This is a genomic window from Algoriphagus sp. NF, assembly GCF_028823735.1.
GTDB lineage: Bacteria > Bacteroidota > Bacteroidia > Cytophagales > Cyclobacteriaceae > Algoriphagus > Algoriphagus marincola.
Window position 1 is genome coordinate 21,147 of sequence record NZ_JAPEIB010000002.1, and the last position, 19,831, is coordinate 40,977.

Here is a 19,831-nt window from a genome sequence, read left to right on the forward strand (position 1 = left end):
GATTATTTTCTTCTCAATTCAAGTTCAGATACTTTTCCATTGGCATCCAATCGGATATCGCTGATGAAGTTCAGATTCTTTTTGGTATCCTTCAGGTACTCGAGATACTTTCTGATGGTGGTAGGTTCATCATAATCTTTGATTCCATTTTCTTCATGGATGACAATCAGCACAGGAGTATCTTGGTTAGAAAACATGGCCAATGTTTGTTCGATAGATTGATTAGCCATAGACGGACTGCTAGAACCTGCTACGGTATTAAAAGCAGATTCAAGTTTCTCGACTGCTACCTCTTCTGCAGATGGAGCTGGAGGAGGTGGTGGCGGAGTCTCTTCAACACGTTCAACAGGTGCTGGTTCTGGCTCAGGTTGAACAGCTTTCTTTTTGGACTTACAAGCCCCAAGGGCGATGATAGAAACTCCCACGATGAGGAGTGCTCGCTTGAAAGTCAAGGTGATTAACTTTTCTCTCATTTTTGAATTAAATTTAGTTGTTTGCTTTTTGAGGGGTTCTAAAGATTCTGCCAAATTAAATAAAATCAGTGAAGATTAGGACAAAGGGCGAGCCAAATCCAATTGATACTTTGTCAATTATTGCAAAATTCGGATGAATGGTTGAATTAATGACAAACCAAACCTTGAGTTCCTGATTTTTCGGGCCTTCAAGGAAAAATATTAGCTAAAGATCAATTTAAAATTTGAGGGCTAATTTGAGTGAATAGGGCTATTAAACTATAATTCACTTGATTTAAAAACTTCTTATAGCCAAAAAATACCCATTTTAGGGGATGTTTTTGCTTTGTTTTTATTCCGACTTTTATGTCAGTGTTAAGTTTTAATCAGGCTAAGCCAATAAAAAATGCCCGGGGTTTCTCCGGGCATTTTTTCTTTGTGATTTGGTTGATTAGTCGAGCACTTCTTTTTTGAGATAGGCAGCTTGGGCCTCAGGAGTACAATATTTTTCAAAAAAAGCCTTCCCTCCTCTAGATATTTTCTCGTGGTAGCTCGGATCGTTGATTATCTCATCTAATTTAGAATCAAATTCCTCCGAAGAATGTATGTATGCGATTTCCTTTCCCTCCTCAGGGTAAATAGGAAGATCGATGGCAAAAGGAAATGAAAGAACAAATGAACTTGCATTCCAATATTCTGCCAGTCTCCAACTAACCGCTCCCAAAACAGCAGGATTGTTTAATGATATGAGGGATTTGGCACTAAGCTCTGAAAAAAGCTTTGGAGAGTAGGTCTTGGTGTTCAGCTCTTCGTCATATCCAAAGTTATTACCATCTGAGCGGGGAATAAAACCTCCTTCAAATTCAATCTTTGGATGCTTTTTGCATGCCCGGATAAATTCGGCTCTAATTTGATTGGCCCAAGTCTCCTTTTTCCATGTACTTCCTGAAAAAAACACATAAGGATGGAAGTGATAATTATCCTCCAGGTTTTTATAATCAGGTCTTTTTCTCAGAACATAGACTTCTCTTGCAAAGTCTTTAGGCTTTAATTTCGTCAATAAATGGAAATGAAAAGTCTTCAGATATAATGGTAAGATATTGACCGGATAATGAGGAAATAAAGGTCTTACCTTTTCCTGTTGATAGCTTGGATTGTCAAGTAATTTATTCGTAGCAAAGTAAAGATGGCATTTTTTGTAAAGCTCATCATTCACTCCTACCGGGTCATGATTATCGATGACTGCCAGTCTTCCTTCCAGTGAAAAAATGATAAATCCTCGGTTGTTGAATTTTGAGAATTCAGAGTTTGATTGAAATTTCAAATCAAAGAGTTTGGATAGGCTCAGTAAATAGTAGGAAGAATAAAAATTGGGAATGTTATGAATTAAAATAGTCATGATTAGTTCAGGTGATATTTTTCCCGTATTCTTTTCTTCAGGGCAAGATAAATGAGTGAGAGTGCAATCATTATTGCCCAGGCAATAGTGAGATTTGGATACTCTCCATTATAAATAAATAGTCCAAAATTAATAAGCAACTGCAGTATAGCATAAACAAGTGCTATAATTACATGATCGATTTTTACCTGATTGACCAAGTACTGGTACAGATGGGTTCTATGCGGTTCTGTGACTTTTTCTCCTTTGATCAATCTCCTGAAAATGGTAAAGAAAATATCAATTCCATATACCAGTAAGAACAAAACAATGATCGGATTATGATCTATCAAGTACCATTTGGTAAGCAGATATATCATCAAATATGCAAGCGAAATGCTACCGATATCACCTGCAAACATCAGGGCTCTTTTCCTCAAATTAAAAATGAAAAAGACTAAAAGAGCTAGAATTTGATATGACAATAGCTGTTCAGGAAAAATTGGTAAGTATTCATTTACAGCCAAAAGACTACCGAAAAAGACCAAGGAGTACAATCCTGTTATTCCATTGATACCATCCATAAAATTGATGGCATTGATAACCCCCAAACCAAAGAAGTAGAAAACTGGAAGAAGGTACCAATCAATTTGGGAAAAAAGGTTGAGATCCCAAAAAGCAAAGGATAAGGCTAAAAACTGTATTCCGAATCTAAGAAGCCTTGAGATATCAAACATATCATCAAGCATGCTGATCGCAGCAATCCACATCATGCCCAAAATCATCCAGGTATTCTGAAAATCGTAGGCCATCCACCACAAAAGCGCAGCAACGGGAATAAGAATCCCTCCCCCACGTACGGTCACTTTAGTATGAGAAGATCTGGAATTGGGACGATCTACTATATCAAACCTTAAGGCTAAACGGTAATAGACTAAGGCGATCAACAGAAAAAATAGAAATACGGATAAGTACGAGAGTATCATTATGAGTTGAACTGAACTTGGTACCAGTAACTATTGAAAAATAGAGACCTTACATAAGAATAGTTTTGAACTGGATTCACTTTAAAATCTTCTACAATTTTTGAAATATCAAGGTAATTAAAGAGTCCGATTTCAAACAGGGGACTTTTGTGCATATTTTCTAAGTGGTCCCTGAGTTCTGGAATTTCAAGAAAATATTTATTCCACGGAATAGCCAAACCTATTTTTTCGTGATTTCTTATGTAATCTGGTAATTCTTTACCGATAGTATTCATAGAAAGCCACTTGCCTTTTCCACTGGTTGAAAAACAATCATCAGGGAGGCTATTGACGCCTGTGACTAAGCGATAGTCTAAAAAGGGCTCCCTACATTCGATGGACGCTCCCATGGTCGTACGGTCATTTTTATCATTTAAAGTCCCAAGATGAATTTGCTGATCCAAGTAAAGAAGCTGCCGAAGCTTTGATTTTGGAAAATACTTCTTGGCTTCCTCTAGTTTCTGGATTCTATATTGAGGCAAAATATTCAATGAATTTAAACCCAATCGTTTTAAATCATGCAGGAACAATTCATTGGAATTGGTGAGAATATGGAAATCTGGATTTCTAAATTCTAGATAATGAGCCAGCTTTTTTAATCGTGAGTTCTTCACCCAATTTTCGGGAACATATTTTAGGAAATTTAAAAGCTGATACATAAAGTTTTTCCCCATAACCTTTTGTCTTACATATCCACCAAGCACTTCATCAGCTCCTTCTCCGGTAAGTAGAACGGTCACATTTTTCTTTGCCTCCTTAGAAAGCCCCAAGAGTAAGCCGTCCGTATAATGCATTAATGGTTCATCGTTTATCAGAATACTTTCATTGAGCAGATTCACCAAATTTGAACCGAGGATATCAAACCCGTGATAGGCTGCATTCAGCTCCTTACTAAGGGACTCTGCAAGATCTGATTCATCCTTTTCAAAGCCTTTGAATCGAAGATTCCAGCTACTTAAATTAGAAAAGCCTAATTTCGATTGGGCATACAAGATGCTACTACTGTCCAAGCCTCCACTCAGCATGGTGCCCACCGGAACGTCTGAAATCATCCGCAATTTGACAGAATCAAGGAAGGTTTCCTTATACCATTCCAGTGGATTTTGGATTTTGGGATGTGCCAATGCTGCTTCACCAAGATTGAACCAAGCAGTGTAAGACTGAAGATCAACTCCATTCTTCCATACCTGATAATGCCCCGGAAGAAAGCGACGGACTCCCTTAAAAATGGTGTTCTCTCCACTGACATGTCTATAAAAGAACTGCTCATCCAGATATTCCTCAGCGATTTCTTTTTGAAGTCCATGCTTGAAAAGAGCTTTTGGTTCGGATGCAAAAGCCAAATAGTCCTCATTTTCTGTCCAAAATATAGGCTTTACGCCAAACCTATCCTGCACCAGGACTAACTTTCGCTGAGACTGATCCCAAAAAGCAAACGCGAAAAAACCATTTAATCTGGGCAAGACTTCTAGCCCATATTCCATCAATAAATAAAGCAATACTTCAGTATCAGAAGTGGTATTAAAGGTGTATCCTTTATGCTTCAGCTCTGGATAAAACTCCTTGAAATTAAAAATCTCCCCATTGAAAATCAGATGAAAGCGTCCACAAGAAGATTGGAAAGGCTGATTGGCATGCTCGCTCAAATCCAAAATTGAAAGTCTTCGGTGTCCTAAACCTACATCATCTAATACCTCATAACCTGCTGCGTCTGGCCCACGATGGTACAATTCATCAGTCATCTCCTTCAATTTTTGATAGGAGGCTGGCTGCCCACTTTTATTCCAAAAACCTGCTATTCCGCACATTGTGATTTTTCCTTTACTAGCGTGGAATAAACTTCAAAAAAATGTCTCATATTTTGATCTCTGTTGCAGTATTCATCAATATATTTTCGGTTTGCAACAACGCCCTTTCTATACTTCGAAGGATTCATCATAAATCGCTCTATTTTATTGGCTAGGTCCTGTACATCTCCTTGATTGGCAAGCAGGCCGTTTTGACCATGAGCAATAAAAGCCCGGTTGGCAGGCAAATCTGTCACAATAGGAAATGCTCCACAGGCCATCGCCTCAAATAATGAGGCTGACACCCCTTCAGAGTCAGGAAAGGCAAGATAGATGTCAGCTTGGCTTAGGTATTCGGGCAGATCATCATTATCAATTCTACCAAGCCATTTGATGTTGTTGTCTAAATTCAAGTGAGAAGTCATTTCAATCAAACGCTCACTTTCCACTCCATCACCAATCATAATGCACTCAAAATCATAGCCCTTCTCACGTATAATTGCTAAAGCTTCTAGAATTTTATCATGGTTGTAGATAGGAAAAAGACTTCTCGTAACAATTATAGTAAATCGCTTTTCATTGATGGCTTTTTTTGAAAAAGTAAAAAGAGACAAATCTAGTCCCTTGGGTCGAACCAATATTCGATGTGGTGGAGCTCCGGATTGAAGCATGGCATAGGTCATAACATAGCCCCAAGCATGGATTAAATCCACATTTCGATAAACAATTCTCTGAAGAATGGATTTAATCCATCTTCCTAAAGCATTGGTGGACCAAATATCGGAGATTCCCTGTTGGGCAACCACTCTTACTTTGGCTTTCACTGCCAAACTGAAAAAACCATAGCTAGTTGATCTTTCCGCCAGGACCAAATCATATCTTTCTGAAGAAAAAATCAAGCTCCAAAAAAATCTAAAAGCCTCCAAAATTCGCTTGGCCCTAGACTGATTATTGAAAAGCTCCTTGGTTTCGATGCTTAGACCTGACTCCTTTTCGATTCCTTTTATCCAGGTAATAGCATCTGCCCGGTAGGTCTCACCCAAAAACAGTATTCTCATTTTTTAGAAATTTCCAATTACAGGCTTAGGACTCCAAGCTAACTCTCTCCGAGCTTTCAAATCCGAGAATGTTAATGTGGACTTTAATTTTGAGTGACGGTAAGAATTGAAAGGGAACACACTGATAACATCTCCTATTTTTGAAATGAGCCCAAGAAGACCTTCTGAAATAGAACGTACTTTCTTCCCATATTTGAGAGATAAATAACTATCCAAATCCTTTAGGCTCGGATGAATACCATCTGTGAGATTATAAACACCACTATGTCCTATCCACTTAGGAAGATGCTCTGCGATGTCCCTTGCCAGAACAACAGACTTTTTAGCCTGTCCGTCTCCCATTCTAAAATAATATCCCTTTTCTATTGCTTTGATCATAGCTCCGAGGTTGCCGGGTGGATTTGGACCAGCAATCAAAGGTAGGCGTAAAATCAAAAAGTCGACATTATTGGACAAAGCCCAAGACTTCCAGATTTCTTCTGCTTGAATTTTACTTTTAGCATAGGGAGTAGTCCCATTCAGAGCTTGATTTTCATCGATATTTACCCCTTCATCTAGTCCATATACTGCGACGGTACTTATCAAAACCATAAGCTTGGGGAGTTTTTTAATCCCTTTTAGCAAATTTGAAGTTCCGATAGAGTTAACGCTAAAAAATTCTTGTTCTTCTTCTGGACTTTTGGGTATGACATGTGCTTTACCAGCAGAATGAATGATCATATCTATTTCCGGAATTTCCGGAATTTCTTTGCTCAGATCACAACTAATCGTATTAGAAGATGATCTCCCCAGAGAAAACAACTCATGATCTTTTTGAAGGGTATCGGTTAAGATACCTCCCAAAAATCCACTTCCGCCAGTCAGCAAAACTTTCATTGAATTGAGTTTTGGATTTCGTCCAACATCTTCGAAGCAAGGAAATCCTTATCAAATTCTTTTGCAGCTAAAATCATTGCTCTTTGTCCCATTTCGGATAGCTGACCTTGCTTTGCATCCAATTCTATGAGTTTATTGGCCAATTGTACCGGATCATTAGGGTCGAGTGTAAAACCAAGATCATGCTCTATGAGAAAATCTTTCATCCAGCCTGATGTATTTTGTATTACTGGAACACCAGCAGCCAATGATTCAAAAAATTTGTTTGGGGAAGAGGTATCCAAGACGGGTGTGCCCCTCAGGGGAACGAGTGAGACCATAGCATTTTGAATCAATCCAACCAACTTTTCTTTTGGCATCAAACCCCATAAATGTAGTGTCTCTAGTTGATGTTTGGAGATCTCACTTTCAATATATTCCCGCTGTTGCCCTTCTCCTACCATGAGAATTTTTAAATCTGTTCTTCCCTTCTTTTGTAAGATCTTGGCGGCCTCCAAAAGCCATAAGGAATTATTGACTGGGCCAATATTGCCTGTGTATATAGCATACTTCTTTGTATCAAGGATTGAGCGGTTTTCGAATGGAGCAGTCTTTGAAAAAAGAGGAATATTGGCGGCATTGGTAACATCTATGACACGTACTCCCGGAAAACGCTTTTCAATATTTTCACGCATCCCAATTGACAATGCCACTACCAGAGAGGATGCTTTATAGCACCTAGCCTCAAGAGCGTATGCCAGTTTTTTCGCGATCGGATTATTTAGCAAGCCCAATTCAATAGCCCCTTCAGGCCACAGGTCTCGAGCTTCAAATATCAGTTTTTTTCCTCTGAAATATCTGGCTACCAATCCCGGTAGTCCTACCGTGATTGGCCCTGAGGATGCAATCACAACATCTGCTGGCGCCGTAAGTGCATACCAAATCGACATAATAGCATAAGTCAAAAAAGTAAAGACCCTTTTTAAAAATGGCTGCTTATTATCGATTCGTACATTGATGACAGTCACATCCACACCCTCAAAATTCTGATGCTCAATAAATTTAGTTGCTGTAAGGTCTGACTTGGAGTAAATACTTGTCACCACCTGTACCTCATGCCCTTTCTTAACCCACTCTTGGGCAAATTCATGAACACGCGTTCCCCAAGAGCCCTTAGGAGTTGCATAATATTGATAGAAATAGAGAATTTTCAATTTAGATTACTTTATCCAGCATACAGTGCCAGGGAAATTTTCGGTATTCAATTGTCCATTCTTCCAGGTGTAATTTGACTCCATCAGTTTTCTATGGAAGTCGCCTAATTCAGAAAGAGTAGGGTTCCATATACGGCTTTCTTTTATTCTGTTCCCTAATCGTTCAAAAGAAGAGGCCACTTCTTCTTGAATCTGACCAAATTCATCTTTAAAAATTCTTCCCGGGTGATTGGATCCCAAATAGGCAAAGTAAGTATGAGCCACCAAGACACCTGATTCAGCCTCTAGGTCTTGTAAGGATTTTTCGCAAAAAACAGCCCGAAAGTCTTTTAATGAAAAGCTCTGAAAGGCCATCAAATCCTCATTTTGCCCAAAAAAAACGGGGAAAAAAGCAGGAGAAAACCTTGAGAAGAAAAAGGATTTATCCGGGCGGAAAAGATTTTTCTCAATTAATCTTAATGAAGCGGCAGCGGATAGGGTTTTAAATAGACTAAATGCAAATGGAAAAAGACCTTTTTCACCCTTCCTAAATTCTGCAAAACTAGCATTCAGTACTTTGACCCTCTTATCGAGTGTATCGTTCGTACCATAAGCGAGCCATGTTTTTTTATTTCTGCTTTTATCGTAATCTAATCCAGCACGTTTGGCACTACTCTTTTCTTGTAATATCGCGCTAATTGATGAATGACTAGGCATTAGTTGATTGTGAGATCTTGAGTTTGCCTCCATACCATCCACATAGTTCCAAAAATATCTGACGCCTTTTATTTGCATATGCTGGAGCCATTCTTTCTGGGAAGAAAAATATTGCTTGGAAAAGTTGTATTGATGAAATCCATGATCAATATAGGTTTGAATAGTTTTCAAACCGCTTGGTGTTTCAAATTCTTGATACTCTTTCCAGCTCTCTTTTCGAAATGATCTACTAAAGGCATGGTAGGCAATTTCATGACCATCTTTCTCCCATTTCTTTATTTCTTCGAGTACTGGCCTTTGATCCAAGGCTGCATATTCACCTTTATGGGAATAAGTATGTAGAAAGACCCCTTTAGTGGTTCGAATATGATTCTTTTTAAACAGCTCCCTTTGTGCCTGAAGTAGGTCTAGAGTGTCATAATCACAATGATCTGTAAAGCAAATCGTAGGAGCAAAGCCTAGTGGGGTTCTTGCAAACTCAGGCACTGGCCCTGGCCCATAAAAAACGCCTAAAGAAAATTTTTTGCCTGTGCTTACTTCAAATTGCTTTTTCCAAACTCGGTAATCATCTTCATTATACCTAAAAACAGGGTTTAAATACGGATGAATTAAGTACCAGTTCAGTGAATTGTTCTTTTTATTCCATTTCCAAGCTCCAAGGGTAGTTGTTCCCAATAAATAAAAGTCATTCGCAAATTTTAATATTTTGGGCGAATGGTAATTGGCGGTCGCATCTACATCCTCGGGAGATATCCATTGATAGGCTGAACTCCTAAAGAAAATTGGCTTCTCAGAAAGCTTGAAGTCTACTCGTAAAACTGCTACTTGACAGTTTTTCTTAAACTCAATTTGGTAAGTAGAAAAAGGTCCCTCCTGTTGAGTTTCGAATTTCAAGTAATCCTCAGAGACAAGTTCTCTGTGGCCTTCTGCCAAATGAATGGAAACTGATTCAATCAAAAAGTTCTAATTTTTTACCCAAATATACAGGTCCAATTTTTAAACATCTAATGCGAGCCAATTTTCTAAGTCCAGCCTTTTGAATTCCCTTAATCGATGGAATATTCTGAGGACTCACAAGCATATAAATATGTGACTTGAGAAGATGCTCTTTTACTATCTCCGTGATTACCCAAGGATAAATCCCTTGCCCTTTATACGCATCAATGGTCACACAGTCGCCTATGGTGATCATGGGCTGATCAAAATCAAATGCACGTAGCAAATGACTATTTAAATAGATATTGCTACGATGAATAATCTCCCCGTGTTCCTTTATCTGATAGGAATGGTTTTTAGAATCAAAAGAAAGTTGGAATTCTAACTCCTTAACCGTAGGAGAATAATTTGAATCCCCCTTTTCCAATCCAAAAACAAGTAAATCTACTTTGTGAGGTTTTATTTTTTTTAGAATCTTCATCAGGTAGATCCAAGGTTATTTTCAATCAACTGAAACTTCCCTGTTTTGGCTTTTGGGAGGGAGTAAACTCGATTAAACTCCATCCCTAGCGGCTCTTCAAATATCTCTTCAAACATGCCGAGAATCTTTGAATGATCGATTTCCTGGATTTGTTCATCCGTCGTATAAATCAGTCTAATACGGTCAGCTACTTCTTGGACTAGCTTAAATTGACCTATCTCAGGAAAGTGCTTCATAATACGGACTACATTTTGTACCGTAATGTACTTACCCTTTGGTGTAAGCAGAAACTCCGTTTGTCGACCAATTACCTCACCTAAAATCGGTAGATTCATGCCACAGCTACACTTTTGAATCTTCGATTTCACAGCCATATCGCCTACTTCATAGCGAATGAGCGGAGTGGTAAAATTATCAAGTCCCGTCAAGACCACCCTTCCACTTTCCCCTGGATTGACTTCTTGATCTTGATCGTCGAGTATCTCTACTATCAAATGCGGACTATAGATATGGTAGGTCCCTTCAGAGCACTGCCCTGCAATCAAAAAGCCCTCAGAGGCACCATAGGTATCGAAGACTTGACATGAAAATGCTCTCTCAATAGCTTCTCGAAAATGTGGCAACAGTTTTTCACCGAGAGAAATGATTGATTTGAATTGAATATTTGAAATTCCATGATCCAAGGAAGTCTTAGCAAAAAGGTATAAGCTAGAAGCATATGCCACGAAGTGATCTCTAGGGGACTTCTGCAAAAGTCGAAGCTCTCTCAAAATCTCTGCTTCGCTATGGCTCATCGCAGATATGTATCGTGTATTCAATAATTTATCCTTGATTGCCTTCTCCTTGGATCGTTGCATATTGACCCCTGTTTGCAAGATCGAGTTACCAAATCGATACCCTGCCCACTCCCACCACAAAATTTGAAGTGCACGATTACTACTTAGTTCTTCTTTATTGAAATAAATCTTGGAAGGTGGGCCTGTCGAACCAGATGAGGTAATCGCGGTAAGGCCTTCGAGATTATTTGTAGTCAAAAATTGAGATAAATGATCTCGAAACTGCTGCTTTTTCAGGATTGGAAAATTGGCGAGCCATTCATATGGATCGCTAGAATGAGGAATGGCCAAAGCTTTGTAAAATGGAGAATTTGAGCTGGCAAATTCCAGAATTTTTGAAAGCTTTTCTTTTTGGAGATTGTTCAGTTCATTTTGAGAAAGGTCACATACCTCTCGCCAATATTTTAATTTCTTGATAAAACTTCCTCCTGTCAACTGATCTCCAAGTGGAAGAATTATGTTTTCCAGCAACTTTTTTTTCAAAATCTGAAGATCGGATTACTCCAAAATTAATTGTGGTACTTTTCTTTTTTTCTTGACCTTTTTAGGGTCTACTTTTTTAGGAGCTCTAATCATAAGCAAACTAAGACCTATTAGAGCAGGTGTGACAAAAGTCCGCATTGCAGCATGAAAAGAGGTATAGACAGCCACCAGATAAAGTGCAAAAAGGATTCCTTTGATCATTGGGTTTTCATTGTACTTGAGTAATACCAAACCGGCAATACAGAGCACTGAGAAATATATCAGTCCAAATAAGCCATGCTCGGCGAGTAAGCGGCTCACTTCTACGTGGGCTACCGTACCCGTCATCGTCTCTCTTAAAAATCTAGAAGCTCCTGCTCCTACCCCAAAAATAAAATTCTCAAACCAAAGATTCAGATCACCCAGAAAAATATCAAGACGGCCAGTAGTGATGGTATACAATGACTTTTCTTTAGAACCCTGAATAGTCCCCATAGTCTCACCCTGATATCTAAGGCTAAGCAAACCATTAGTAATTTGATCAACGGCAACATAGGCCAACACAGCAACCAAGATCCCAGGAAGCACATATTTACCAATTTTTGGCAGCTGGTATTTTTTCCGCTTGAATAAGGGGGCTGACCTAAGGAAAAATAAGATGACAACTATACCCAAAACTGCCCCGAGCATACCTCCTCGTGAAAACGTAAGTAAGCCCTGAAAAGCAAGTGCGAACAAAACCAGAGCATCCAGGATAAAGTAGCCTGAAAACTCCCATTTGTTTACCATTAAGATAAATATAAAAAGCGTTCCCAGTCCGAATAAGGTTGACACCTGATTAGAACCAAAACCTCCACTCAAATCCACATTGGCACCTAGGACAAATTCAACCTCATCAAAATCAGGAGTTTTCACAAAAGTATAGGCTAATACTCCCAAAATTGGGTATATCATCAGTCTGAGAATTTTACCTAATTGGATAGAGGTCAATCGCTTTCTATTGAAGAATGCAATTGCCAATGCCACATTTATTGGACCAAGGATATTAAAAATAATATCTGACTGCTGAACCTGACCAGACACATCAATAAAAAAACCAGGAATCAAAGATAATAGCATAATCCAGCCCATGATTCCAATTGTCTTATATCGCAGCAAACCAAATACAAGACCAGCGCAAAGCAAATACTTACCTAGCTCATAAGGAATAAAAGGTGAGGTTCTGGCCATCCTAGAAATCAATTCAAATGAAATCAGGTAAAAAATCAAAGAAACCAAAACAAAGATTGAATCCTTCTCCTTGAGGACTTGGATAGCTGATGTGATAAGAACTAGATAAAACCAAGCAATTATCGCATAAGGAGTCAGTGTGGCTGAAAAACCCAATAAAAAATGGATGATTATCAGCACAATGGGGTACTTATTTTGAATAAGATACTTTATCAATTTTGAGTTAGTTTCTGATGGAAATTTCGTTCTAAAATATCCGCATATTTTTCAATAAAAAATGAGGCCCCGTAGGATTCATTAATGTGGGATTGAAATCGTTGACCTGATTCTTTGGCAGTTTGTGGGTTTACTATCAGCTTTTCCATAGCATCGGCCAAGCCAATTGCATCTCCCGGATTCACAAGCTCACCGTACTTCCCTTTTTCCAGTACCGTGGGGCATTGCCCAACATTAGTACTGATTACGGGAAGACCTGCCAGGCCATACTCCAACAAAGCAACGGGTAAACCTTCCCTATCTGAGGCCACCAGCCCAGCATCTACTTCTGCCATTAATTGATCCACATCAGCTCTTGCCTCTTCCAAAAAAACATGAGTTGCCAGCCTTAATTCCGAAATCATTTGACTACAGGCTTCCCACCAGTCAATATCGACTTTTTTCCCTACTAATCGAGCCTTGAATTTCAACCCTGTATCGGACAATCTTTTAGATGCCAAGATCAAGGTTTTTTGGCCCTTTTCTGATCTGAAATTAGCCAAATGCAAAAAAGTAAAAACATCAGTTTTCACTTTTTTCTTGACTTTCAAGTAAGGGAAATTTGCTAGGTATTGGATTTTATCTGCACTCTTAAGCTTTTGATCTACCCAAAAATCAGCCGTTGATTCATTTGCAGTAATTACCAAGTCTATCCATGGTGCCAGCCATTTGAGCTCATGACGGGGATTGTTTTTTATGACATCCTCACTTATTCCCAAGTGATCATGCCAAATGAGTTTGGCCTTTGAGAATATAAACTTGAGTCCAACAGCCCAATAAATAGAGGTACTGTGAGCATGAATAATATCTGGCCTAAACTTATGTACAATAGCCCGTAACTTCCAAAAGGCTTTTATATCAAGTGTATTTCTCTTCCCCAGAATAGAAACCGAATTTTGATCTATGACTAGGGAGCCTAGTTGGCCTTGAGATCTACTGACAACCAGACAATTGGGGATTTGCATCTCATGAAATGTATTCGCCATATTCACAGCCATCCGCTCTGCTCCTCCGGGATCCAAAGTATCTATCAATTGCAAAATTCTCATTCCGCTAAACTCTCTGGGTAAATCAAAGATCTTATTTCGGATTCAAACCGCTCCAAGGTGTATAACCTACTCCAAGCCGCTGCCTTTTGGGATTTTTGAAAATATAAGTCAGGGGCCAGTATCAAGTGTTCGACACGCTCAGCAATCTCTTCTACGTGACCCTCTACCAACTCCCCCCGATTCCCAAAATCAAGCATTTGAGGTACGCAGGAAACAGGAGTGGTTACGGGCAAGCATCCCCAAAACATAGATTCGGCCACAACTTTGGGCCATCCTTCACTTTTCGAAATGAAAATAAGAAAATGAGCCTCTTGAAAAGCTTTTTTCACCTGATCTGCCTTGACATTTCCGTGTAGGAAAAGTGAATTCTCTAGACCATTACCATCTCGAAATTCTTCAATTGATTTTCTCTCAGGACCCTCTCCAAAATAATCGAGCTTTACAGAGTAACCTTTTTTGATTAGCTGCAACAACACCCTTGCCGAAATTAGGGGTTGCTTTCCATCATATAAGCCGCCAACATAAATGAGGTTAATTTCCTTCTTCAGGTTTATTTCTTTATTGGATAAGGGAACAATATCTCTTTCTGAATAGGTAGCTGTGAAGAACGGGACAATATTTTCGGTTTCGTTTGGCCACTCACCGTAAACCAATACTTTCATTTTTGGAGCTAAAAATGGACTAGATATAATTTTTTGCTGCAACCTGTAGCTAAATGGTTGATTACTGCTCCTATCCCAATTGCCAGCGTACTTAGCTGTTTTATTTTTATTCCTAAAGAAAACTTGTGCCAAAGCCCCAATTAAGCCCATGTTTCCCGGGCAACGTAAATGAATATGGTCTACCGACCGCATGGCAGTTATTACAGTCCAGAAAATTCCGGGTAAGTGAAGAAGCGTAGATAAAATATTTTTTACAGACTGGGTAGAAAATTCAGGGACTGGGAAAAACACTACCTGATCGTGCTTATAGGGTAAATCGATCGGGTCTGGATCGATCTCCTTGTTCAAAGGTGCCACTATAATAACCTTGCCCACATACTTAAACCAGAGATTCATTTCCCTGACATAGGGTCCATAGGCATAGTATGAACCATTTTGATACTTATGAACTACATGGCCTACGACCAAAAACCTCATTTTTTGGCTACCAGCTTTTGGTAAAAAGCAAGGTTTTTATCGGTGACCATTTCGGTTTCGAATTTGGAGATCACTTTTTTTCTAGCTGCTTTACCAATTTTTTCGAATTCATCCACCTTACTGAATGCCTCCTTCACGGTATTCGCAATATCCTCAGGAGAATGAGGGTCACATAGCCAGCCATCCACTCCATGACTGATTGTCTCAGGACCTGGACCTGTTTTAGAAAAAACAACTACTTTCTCCATCGACATAGCCTCCGGAGCGACCAAACCCTGCGTTTCCATGTGAGAGGGGAATATACAGATTGCTGCTTGTTCATAGTGGCCGGGCAGCTCATCATGAGCCACAGGTCCATGGAAAGTCGTTTTTTGCAAGGCTACTTTTGGCATCGTTTCCCTCAAAAACTCTATATAAGATTTGCCGTTTGGGAACAGCCAATCCCTACCAAACACTTCCAAATGAACATCAGGAAAATCTGAAGCAATGGATGGGATAGCCTGCATCAACTGCCTTATACCCTTTTTTTCACAGACTGTACCTGCAAAAACCAATCTAAATGGTTTGACTTTTTTTGGATTAGAAGGATAGAATTTATCTAGGTTTATTGGGTAATTGATCACCTCGATCGGCCTAGAGTGGTATGAAAGAAATTTTTCTGTATGCGTTTTTACATAATTGGAAACAGCGATAAAAGCATCAGCTTTTGAAAAAGATTTTTTCTCCTGATAAGCCTTCCACTTGTTAACTTTTCTCTTTTCTCCTTCTGCGAAAAAATGATGTCCACCATGCAATCTGATCACATATTTTATCCCCTTTTTTTTGTTCAAAAATGCCAAGGTTAGCTCTGAGCCTTCTACAATATCAATGGGATTCTCTTTGTGAAGTGTAGTCAAAAAATCATCCACGCGCTGGTAATTTCTCCACCAAGCAATCAACTGAGCTTTGCTACCCGGAAAATTCACAACACGAACTCCATCCATCACCTGATCTTCAAACTTGCTCCCTGTTACCCCGACCACGGTAACTTGATGACCGTGGTTGATGAGGGATCGAGTGAAAGTTGCTAAAAAGGTACCTATTCCCCCGTGAGAAGCTCCTTTTCGAGGAAACTCTTGGGATAAAAAACAAATGTGCATTTTCGAGTTAGATCAGGTTTTTTAATTCATGTAGAATCCTATTAGAGGCAGGTTGTACCCTTGGATCTACAGTTATTTTTTTAAGCCACACTTGTCGGTCGGTGGCTATTTTATCTGGATGATCGATTGCTAGTCGGACTTTAGTCTGGATTTCATCCTTGGAATTAATCCAGCCAACTGCATCAAGCCCATCCATAGACTTGAAGTGCTGAAACCGATAAACTGTTTCGGTTTTCCACTCTTGATTTTTTTCATGATCATATTTCAAAAAAAGGCCAGGATGATCAAAAAGCGCAAAATCCAATGCCATTGTGGAACCAATGTTGATTACCGTAGCACAGTGATAGGCCAAATTTACCAAGTGCGAAACATCCTTTGGATATGGGAAAAACTGTTGCCAATATTTCCCCTTTTCCCAGAAAGGGTTGATATGAACCACCTTCGGAAAATCCTCCAGAACTTTGCTATATCTTGCCGTGGTTTCTACTGGTACTTGTCTGAAAATAAGCTGTATATCTTGCTGATCAGCGAGTGCCTCTGCCACATCTCTGAGATAGGAGGAATCGTGAGGTGAAGTTTTAGCATCATCTCCTGAAAAACAAACCCATTTCTTTTCAGGGTCAAGTCCAAATTCGGCTGCAAATTCTTCCCTGGACATGATATCATCAGTCTTTGTATAGAAGTCAAACTGAGGGGTTCCAGTGACACGTATTTGGTCTTCCTTGATTTCTGGATAAAAAAACTGTAGTTCCTTTGCCATATATTCAGACCAAACTAGATAGTAATCCGGGCGCATTGCAAGCCTTGCTTTTGGCAAATTATCCCAAGAAAAAATAGCTGTTACTGTCTTGATGCCGAGATCTGATGCTGCCAGCATCGCAGGTGTCGCAGCCGGCATTCGTTGATGAGTACAAAACAAAACATCAGGCTTGATTTCAGAAAGCTGCTTTTTATAAATTTTATATGCCTGACTGCCTCTTAGTCGCGAAACTAGAAGCTTTTCTGTTTGTAAAATATTCTCATATTTCCTAAACGTCCCACCTAGCAATTCAGAAAGCTTAATGAGCATTTTCTTTTGAAAAGAGAATTTCCCGTTATGCCAATTCGAAAGAATTGTGGGGTTTGAAGTGATTTCTTGTCCCCTCAATAGACGAGCATAGCAGGTAGATTCCCTGAAAAGCTGAGTGACTGCATCTTCTTTGAAGGTAGCAAGGGGAAAAGATTCCGGCCTAAAACCTATTCTTAGTTGGGATTGATCTATGATTTTTGGATCAAGACCATGCCAAACAGAAAGCTCAAAACCTTCTGATTTTAAATCTCGAAGTATATCAGAATACAGATAGTTGCGAATACCAACGCCGTCGGGGATTAAAAAACAAATTCGCTTCATTGCAATACCTCTGCTGTATTTACCCACTGCCAGATGTAAAAACTGTTCTCTTGATTTCCATTTTTATACTCTTTCCAAATCACATCTAAGCTTTCTGGATCAAACCAATCAATATTTGCTTTGAGAAATTCTATTTTTTCTTCTACCCATGAGGCTAGTGGACCACCAAGCCATTCACGCTGAGGAGTCTGAAGTGGTCTTTTGGGAGCTAGAGCGATATCATCTCCCAAGTATTTAGCAGCAATTTTCCGTAGGAGCCATTTTTGCTGACCATCTTTAATTTTAAAATCCCTGGATCTTGAAAAGACGTATTCAACCAGCCTATAATCCAAGAAAGGTTCGCGCAACTCAGTACTAAAAGCCATACTTACCCTATCATTAAACCTAAGTGCCCGAGGGATTTTTGTGTAGAATATATCTCGAAATTGTTTGTTCAACAGTTTATCAGAGAATGGCATAGGTATTTCTCTGCTCCCCATGCTCTTTAAGCTATTCGTGAGGGCTTCAGGCCTAACGGGCGAGGTATTAGTCCCCTGAATCAAGGATGTAGTGTTTTTTAAATAATAATCATAGCCTGCCCAGGCCTCATCAGAGCCTTGACCATCCAACAAAACCAAAAACCCTTTCTTTCTCGCTTCTTCAAATACCTTAGCATAGGCAAGAGTAGGAATACCTCCAAAAGGTTCATCCTGAACCGAGGCTATTTTCTGAGTGAGGTAAGGGATATCTGATACTTCCAGCTTACAGGTATTCAGAGGGTAAGGCTTTCCAACAAGCATCTGCCGAACCCAAGGAAGTTCGTCATATCGCTCATCACCTGTGAAGAACGTAAATGCCTCTATTTTTTTTTCATCTGGATAAGCATCAGAAACTAATGCCAACAAAGTGCTGGAATCAAGTCCTCCACTCAAATTAAAGCCAACTGGAACATCTGCCCTAAACCTTAGCCGGACGGAGTCTTTGAGCAAATCAAGAATGTAAGCTTCCTCATCATTTTCCTGATGATTAATCAGTGCCATAGACCTGGTAACGAAATCATACCAGGATCGAATTTCAATATCACCATTTTTTAAGGTCAGATAGTGACCTCCAGGGATTTGATGAATTCCTTTCCAGAATGTCTCGTCAGGCATACCATATTGTCCTTTGGTCAAATAGGAATGCCAAACATCAGAATTTGGAACTTTGGGAATACCAATTTGCCAGTGAGGACGAATCTCAGAACTCAAAATCAGAGAATCTGCAAGCTGGGAAAAATATAATGGCTTCACCCCAAATCGGTCTCTAGCAGCAAAAAGGGATTGGTCTTTTATATCCCAAATGATAAAAGCGAACATCCCATTTAATTCTGCAAGGCATTCTTTGCCCCATTTTATAAATGCAGCAAGTAGTACCTCCGTATCAGAATTGGTTTTGAATTCAAAATCAAAACGAAGCTTTTGCTTTAATTCAAGGTAATTGTAAATCTCTCCATTGAAAACCAAATGGTATCTTCCATCAGAGGACACAAAAGGCTGATTAGCAGCAGCTGAGAGGTCAATAATTGAGAGTCTATTATGACCAAGAGCAATTTGATTTGGCTCAACCCAATATCCTGTATAATCAGGCCCTCTATGGTTCTGCAAGGCAAGTATTCCTTCTAGATTCTGAAGACTAGCCTTAGGCCCTACAATAGCTGCAACTCCGCACATTTAGATTTTGGGGGATAATCTTAAAACCAATTCTTCTGCTTTTTGCCAATCTTGAAAAGTATCTAAGTTGACATAATTAGATGGGTCTGTCTCGAAAAAGGTTAAACTATCACCATATAAAGAAGCCTCTTCCAACAGTGTTTTTGCTTTAGTGAGGTAAATAGCTCCATCCCGAATGTAAGCGGGAGGTAAATCTTGACGTCGGGAAATTATTTTTTTCTCGCCAGTGGAAATATTCAGTAGACCTGAATTATCTGGCTCGAATACCCAATGGGGGTTGAACTCATGAGGTACCGGCAAAACTGAAATCAGCGCATCCGCGTCCATTTGGATAAATTTCTCAATGGCTTTATCTATCAATCCTGAAGCTCTGAAAGGATAAGTAGTTTGTAGCAGGCAAACTGCATCAAAGTTCTCTCCCTTTTCCAAAAAAAATCGTAGTGCGTGCTGAATTACCGGTAATGTAGGGCTTTTATCATCAGCTAGATCTGCTGGCCTGACAAAAGGCACCTCCAACCCTAGTTCTTGAGCGGTTTGAATAATCTCCGCATCATCTGAGCTCAGGATAGTTTTAGATAATAAACTGCTTTTCTGAGCTGATTCAAAGGTATAAGCTAAAAGAGGCTTACCGTTTAGGAGTTTGATATTTTTCCCGGGAATACCCTTGGACCCACCACGAGCTGGAATAAGGCCTAGAATTTTCATTATTTCGAAAAAGGCATTTTCATATGGTTATAATTGGTTTATAGCAGTCACAT

General features: G+C 39.4%; 17 protein-coding genes. All 17 read right to left on the reverse strand.

The window, feature by feature from the left end:
- Positions 1-2 precede the first annotated feature (2 nt).
- The 17 genes from OU792_RS01045 to OU792_RS01125 all read right to left on the reverse strand — a co-directional run bounded on the left by OU792_RS01045 (position 3) and on the right by OU792_RS01125 (position 19,778).
- On the reverse strand, positions 3-473 hold the full coding sequence (locus OU792_RS01045) for a hypothetical protein (protein WP_026944780.1): 471 nt from the start codon (positions 471-473) through the stop codon (positions 3-5).
- 430 nt (positions 474-903) lie between these two features.
- Positions 904-1,851, reverse strand: coding sequence for a glycosyltransferase (locus OU792_RS01050; RefSeq protein WP_133390172.1), 948 nt, complete (start codon positions 1,849-1,851; stop codon positions 904-906).
- 2 nt (positions 1,852-1,853) lie between these two features.
- Entirely contained in the window at positions 1,854-2,816 is a 963-nt protein-coding gene (locus OU792_RS01055) for an MraY family glycosyltransferase (protein ID WP_274669236.1), read from the reverse strand.
- Positions 2,816-4,663 carry an asparagine synthase (glutamine-hydrolyzing) gene (gene asnB, locus OU792_RS01060; protein ID WP_274669237.1) on the reverse strand — a complete coding sequence of 616 codons (1,848 nt, stop codon included), beginning with the start codon at positions 4,661-4,663 and terminating at the stop codon, positions 2,816-2,818. The genes OU792_RS01055 and asnB (OU792_RS01060) overlap by 1 nt, the downstream gene beginning before the upstream one ends.
- The gene (locus tag OU792_RS01065) at positions 4,651-5,700 is read right to left on the reverse strand and encodes a glycosyltransferase family 4 protein (RefSeq protein ID WP_134202242.1); all 1,050 of its coding nucleotides are present in this window, start codon (positions 5,698-5,700) and stop codon (positions 4,651-4,653) included. The genes asnB (OU792_RS01060) and OU792_RS01065 overlap by 13 nt, the downstream gene beginning before the upstream one ends.
- Before the next feature lie 3 nt (positions 5,701-5,703).
- Positions 5,704-6,576, reverse strand: a complete 873-nt coding sequence (locus OU792_RS01070) for an NAD-dependent epimerase/dehydratase family protein (protein ID WP_134202241.1) — start codon at positions 6,574-6,576, stop codon at positions 5,704-5,706.
- The gene (locus tag OU792_RS01075; protein WP_274669238.1) at positions 6,573-7,769 is read right to left on the reverse strand and encodes a glycosyltransferase family 4 protein; all 1,197 of its coding nucleotides are present in this window, start codon (positions 7,767-7,769) and stop codon (positions 6,573-6,575) included. Before OU792_RS01075 ends, OU792_RS01070 begins: the two co-directional genes overlap by 4 nt.
- Positions 7,770-7,775: 6 nt before the next feature.
- Entirely contained in the window at positions 7,776-9,422 is a 1,647-nt protein-coding gene (locus tag OU792_RS01080; protein ID WP_274669239.1) for a hypothetical protein, read from the reverse strand.
- Positions 9,415-9,882, reverse strand: coding sequence for a hypothetical protein (locus OU792_RS01085; protein ID WP_134202239.1), 468 nt, complete (start codon positions 9,880-9,882; stop codon positions 9,415-9,417). Before OU792_RS01085 ends, OU792_RS01080 begins: the two co-directional genes overlap by 8 nt.
- Positions 9,882-11,201, reverse strand: coding sequence for a phenylacetate--CoA ligase family protein (locus tag OU792_RS01090; protein WP_274669240.1), 1,320 nt, complete (start codon positions 11,199-11,201; stop codon positions 9,882-9,884). The genes OU792_RS01085 and OU792_RS01090 overlap by 1 nt, the downstream gene beginning before the upstream one ends.
- Positions 11,202-11,216: 15 nt before the next feature.
- On the reverse strand, positions 11,217-12,626 hold the full coding sequence (locus OU792_RS01095; protein ID WP_274669241.1) for an O-antigen ligase family protein: 1,410 nt from the start codon (positions 12,624-12,626) through the stop codon (positions 11,217-11,219).
- Positions 12,623-13,714, reverse strand: a complete 1,092-nt coding sequence (locus OU792_RS01100; protein WP_274669242.1) for a glycosyltransferase — start codon at positions 13,712-13,714, stop codon at positions 12,623-12,625. The genes OU792_RS01095 and OU792_RS01100 overlap by 4 nt, the downstream gene beginning before the upstream one ends.
- Positions 13,711-14,853, reverse strand: a complete 1,143-nt coding sequence (locus tag OU792_RS01105) for a glycosyltransferase family 4 protein (RefSeq protein ID WP_274669243.1) — start codon at positions 14,851-14,853, stop codon at positions 13,711-13,713. The genes OU792_RS01100 and OU792_RS01105 overlap by 4 nt, the downstream gene beginning before the upstream one ends.
- Positions 14,850-15,992, reverse strand: a complete 1,143-nt coding sequence (locus OU792_RS01110; RefSeq protein ID WP_274669244.1) for a glycosyltransferase family 4 protein — start codon at positions 15,990-15,992, stop codon at positions 14,850-14,852. Before OU792_RS01110 ends, OU792_RS01105 begins: the two co-directional genes overlap by 4 nt.
- Positions 15,993-15,999: 7 nt before the next feature.
- Positions 16,000-17,382, reverse strand: a complete 1,383-nt coding sequence (locus tag OU792_RS01115) for an MGDG synthase family glycosyltransferase (RefSeq protein ID WP_134202234.1) — start codon at positions 17,380-17,382, stop codon at positions 16,000-16,002.
- Positions 17,379-19,073, reverse strand: coding sequence for an asparagine synthase (glutamine-hydrolyzing) (asnB, locus tag OU792_RS01120; protein WP_274669245.1), 1,695 nt, complete (start codon positions 19,071-19,073; stop codon positions 17,379-17,381). Before asnB (OU792_RS01120) ends, OU792_RS01115 begins: the two co-directional genes overlap by 4 nt.
- On the reverse strand, positions 19,074-19,778 hold the full coding sequence (locus OU792_RS01125) for an acylneuraminate cytidylyltransferase family protein (RefSeq protein WP_134202232.1): 705 nt from the start codon (positions 19,776-19,778) through the stop codon (positions 19,074-19,076). It lies immediately after the preceding gene.
- Between the last annotated feature and the right edge of the window lie 53 nt (positions 19,779-19,831).

What these genes read in the sequence shown, in the direction of transcription:
- OU792_RS01045 (WP_026944780.1), bottom strand. Translation starts at nt 473, where the DNA reads ATGAGAGAAAAGTTAATCACCTTGACTTTCAAGCGAGCACTCCTCATC.
- OU792_RS01050 (WP_133390172.1), bottom strand. Translation starts at nt 1,851, where the DNA reads ATGACTATTTTAATTCATAACATTCCCAATTTTTATTCTTCCTACTAT.
- OU792_RS01055 (WP_274669236.1), bottom strand. Translation starts at nt 2,816, where the DNA reads ATGATACTCTCGTACTTATCCGTATTTCTATTTTTTCTGTTGATCGCC.
- asnB (WP_274669237.1), bottom strand. Translation starts at nt 4,663, where the DNA reads ATGTGCGGAATAGCAGGTTTTTGGAATAAAAGTGGGCAGCCAGCCTCC.
- OU792_RS01065 (WP_134202242.1), bottom strand. Translation starts at nt 5,700, where the DNA reads ATGAGAATACTGTTTTTGGGTGAGACCTACCGGGCAGATGCTATTACC.
- OU792_RS01070 (WP_134202241.1), bottom strand. Translation starts at nt 6,576, where the DNA reads ATGAAAGTTTTGCTGACTGGCGGAAGTGGATTTTTGGGAGGTATCTTA.
- OU792_RS01085 (WP_134202239.1), bottom strand. Translation starts at nt 9,882, where the DNA reads ATGAAGATTCTAAAAAAAATAAAACCTCACAAAGTAGATTTACTTGTT.
- OU792_RS01100 (WP_274669242.1), bottom strand. Translation starts at nt 13,714, where the DNA reads ATGAGAATTTTGCAATTGATAGATACTTTGGATCCCGGAGGAGCAGAG.
- OU792_RS01105 (WP_274669243.1), bottom strand. Translation starts at nt 14,853, where the DNA reads ATGAGGTTTTTGGTCGTAGGCCATGTAGTTCATAAGTATCAAAATGGT.
- OU792_RS01110 (WP_274669244.1), bottom strand. Translation starts at nt 15,992, where the DNA reads ATGCACATTTGTTTTTTATCCCAAGAGTTTCCTCGAAAAGGAGCTTCT.
- OU792_RS01115 (WP_134202234.1), bottom strand. Translation starts at nt 17,382, where the DNA reads ATGAAGCGAATTTGTTTTTTAATCCCCGACGGCGTTGGTATTCGCAAC.
- asnB (WP_274669245.1), bottom strand. Translation starts at nt 19,073, where the DNA reads ATGTGCGGAGTTGCAGCTATTGTAGGGCCTAAGGCTAGTCTTCAGAAT.
- OU792_RS01125 (WP_134202232.1), bottom strand. Translation starts at nt 19,778, where the DNA reads ATGAAAATTCTAGGCCTTATTCCAGCTCGTGGTGGGTCCAAGGGTATT.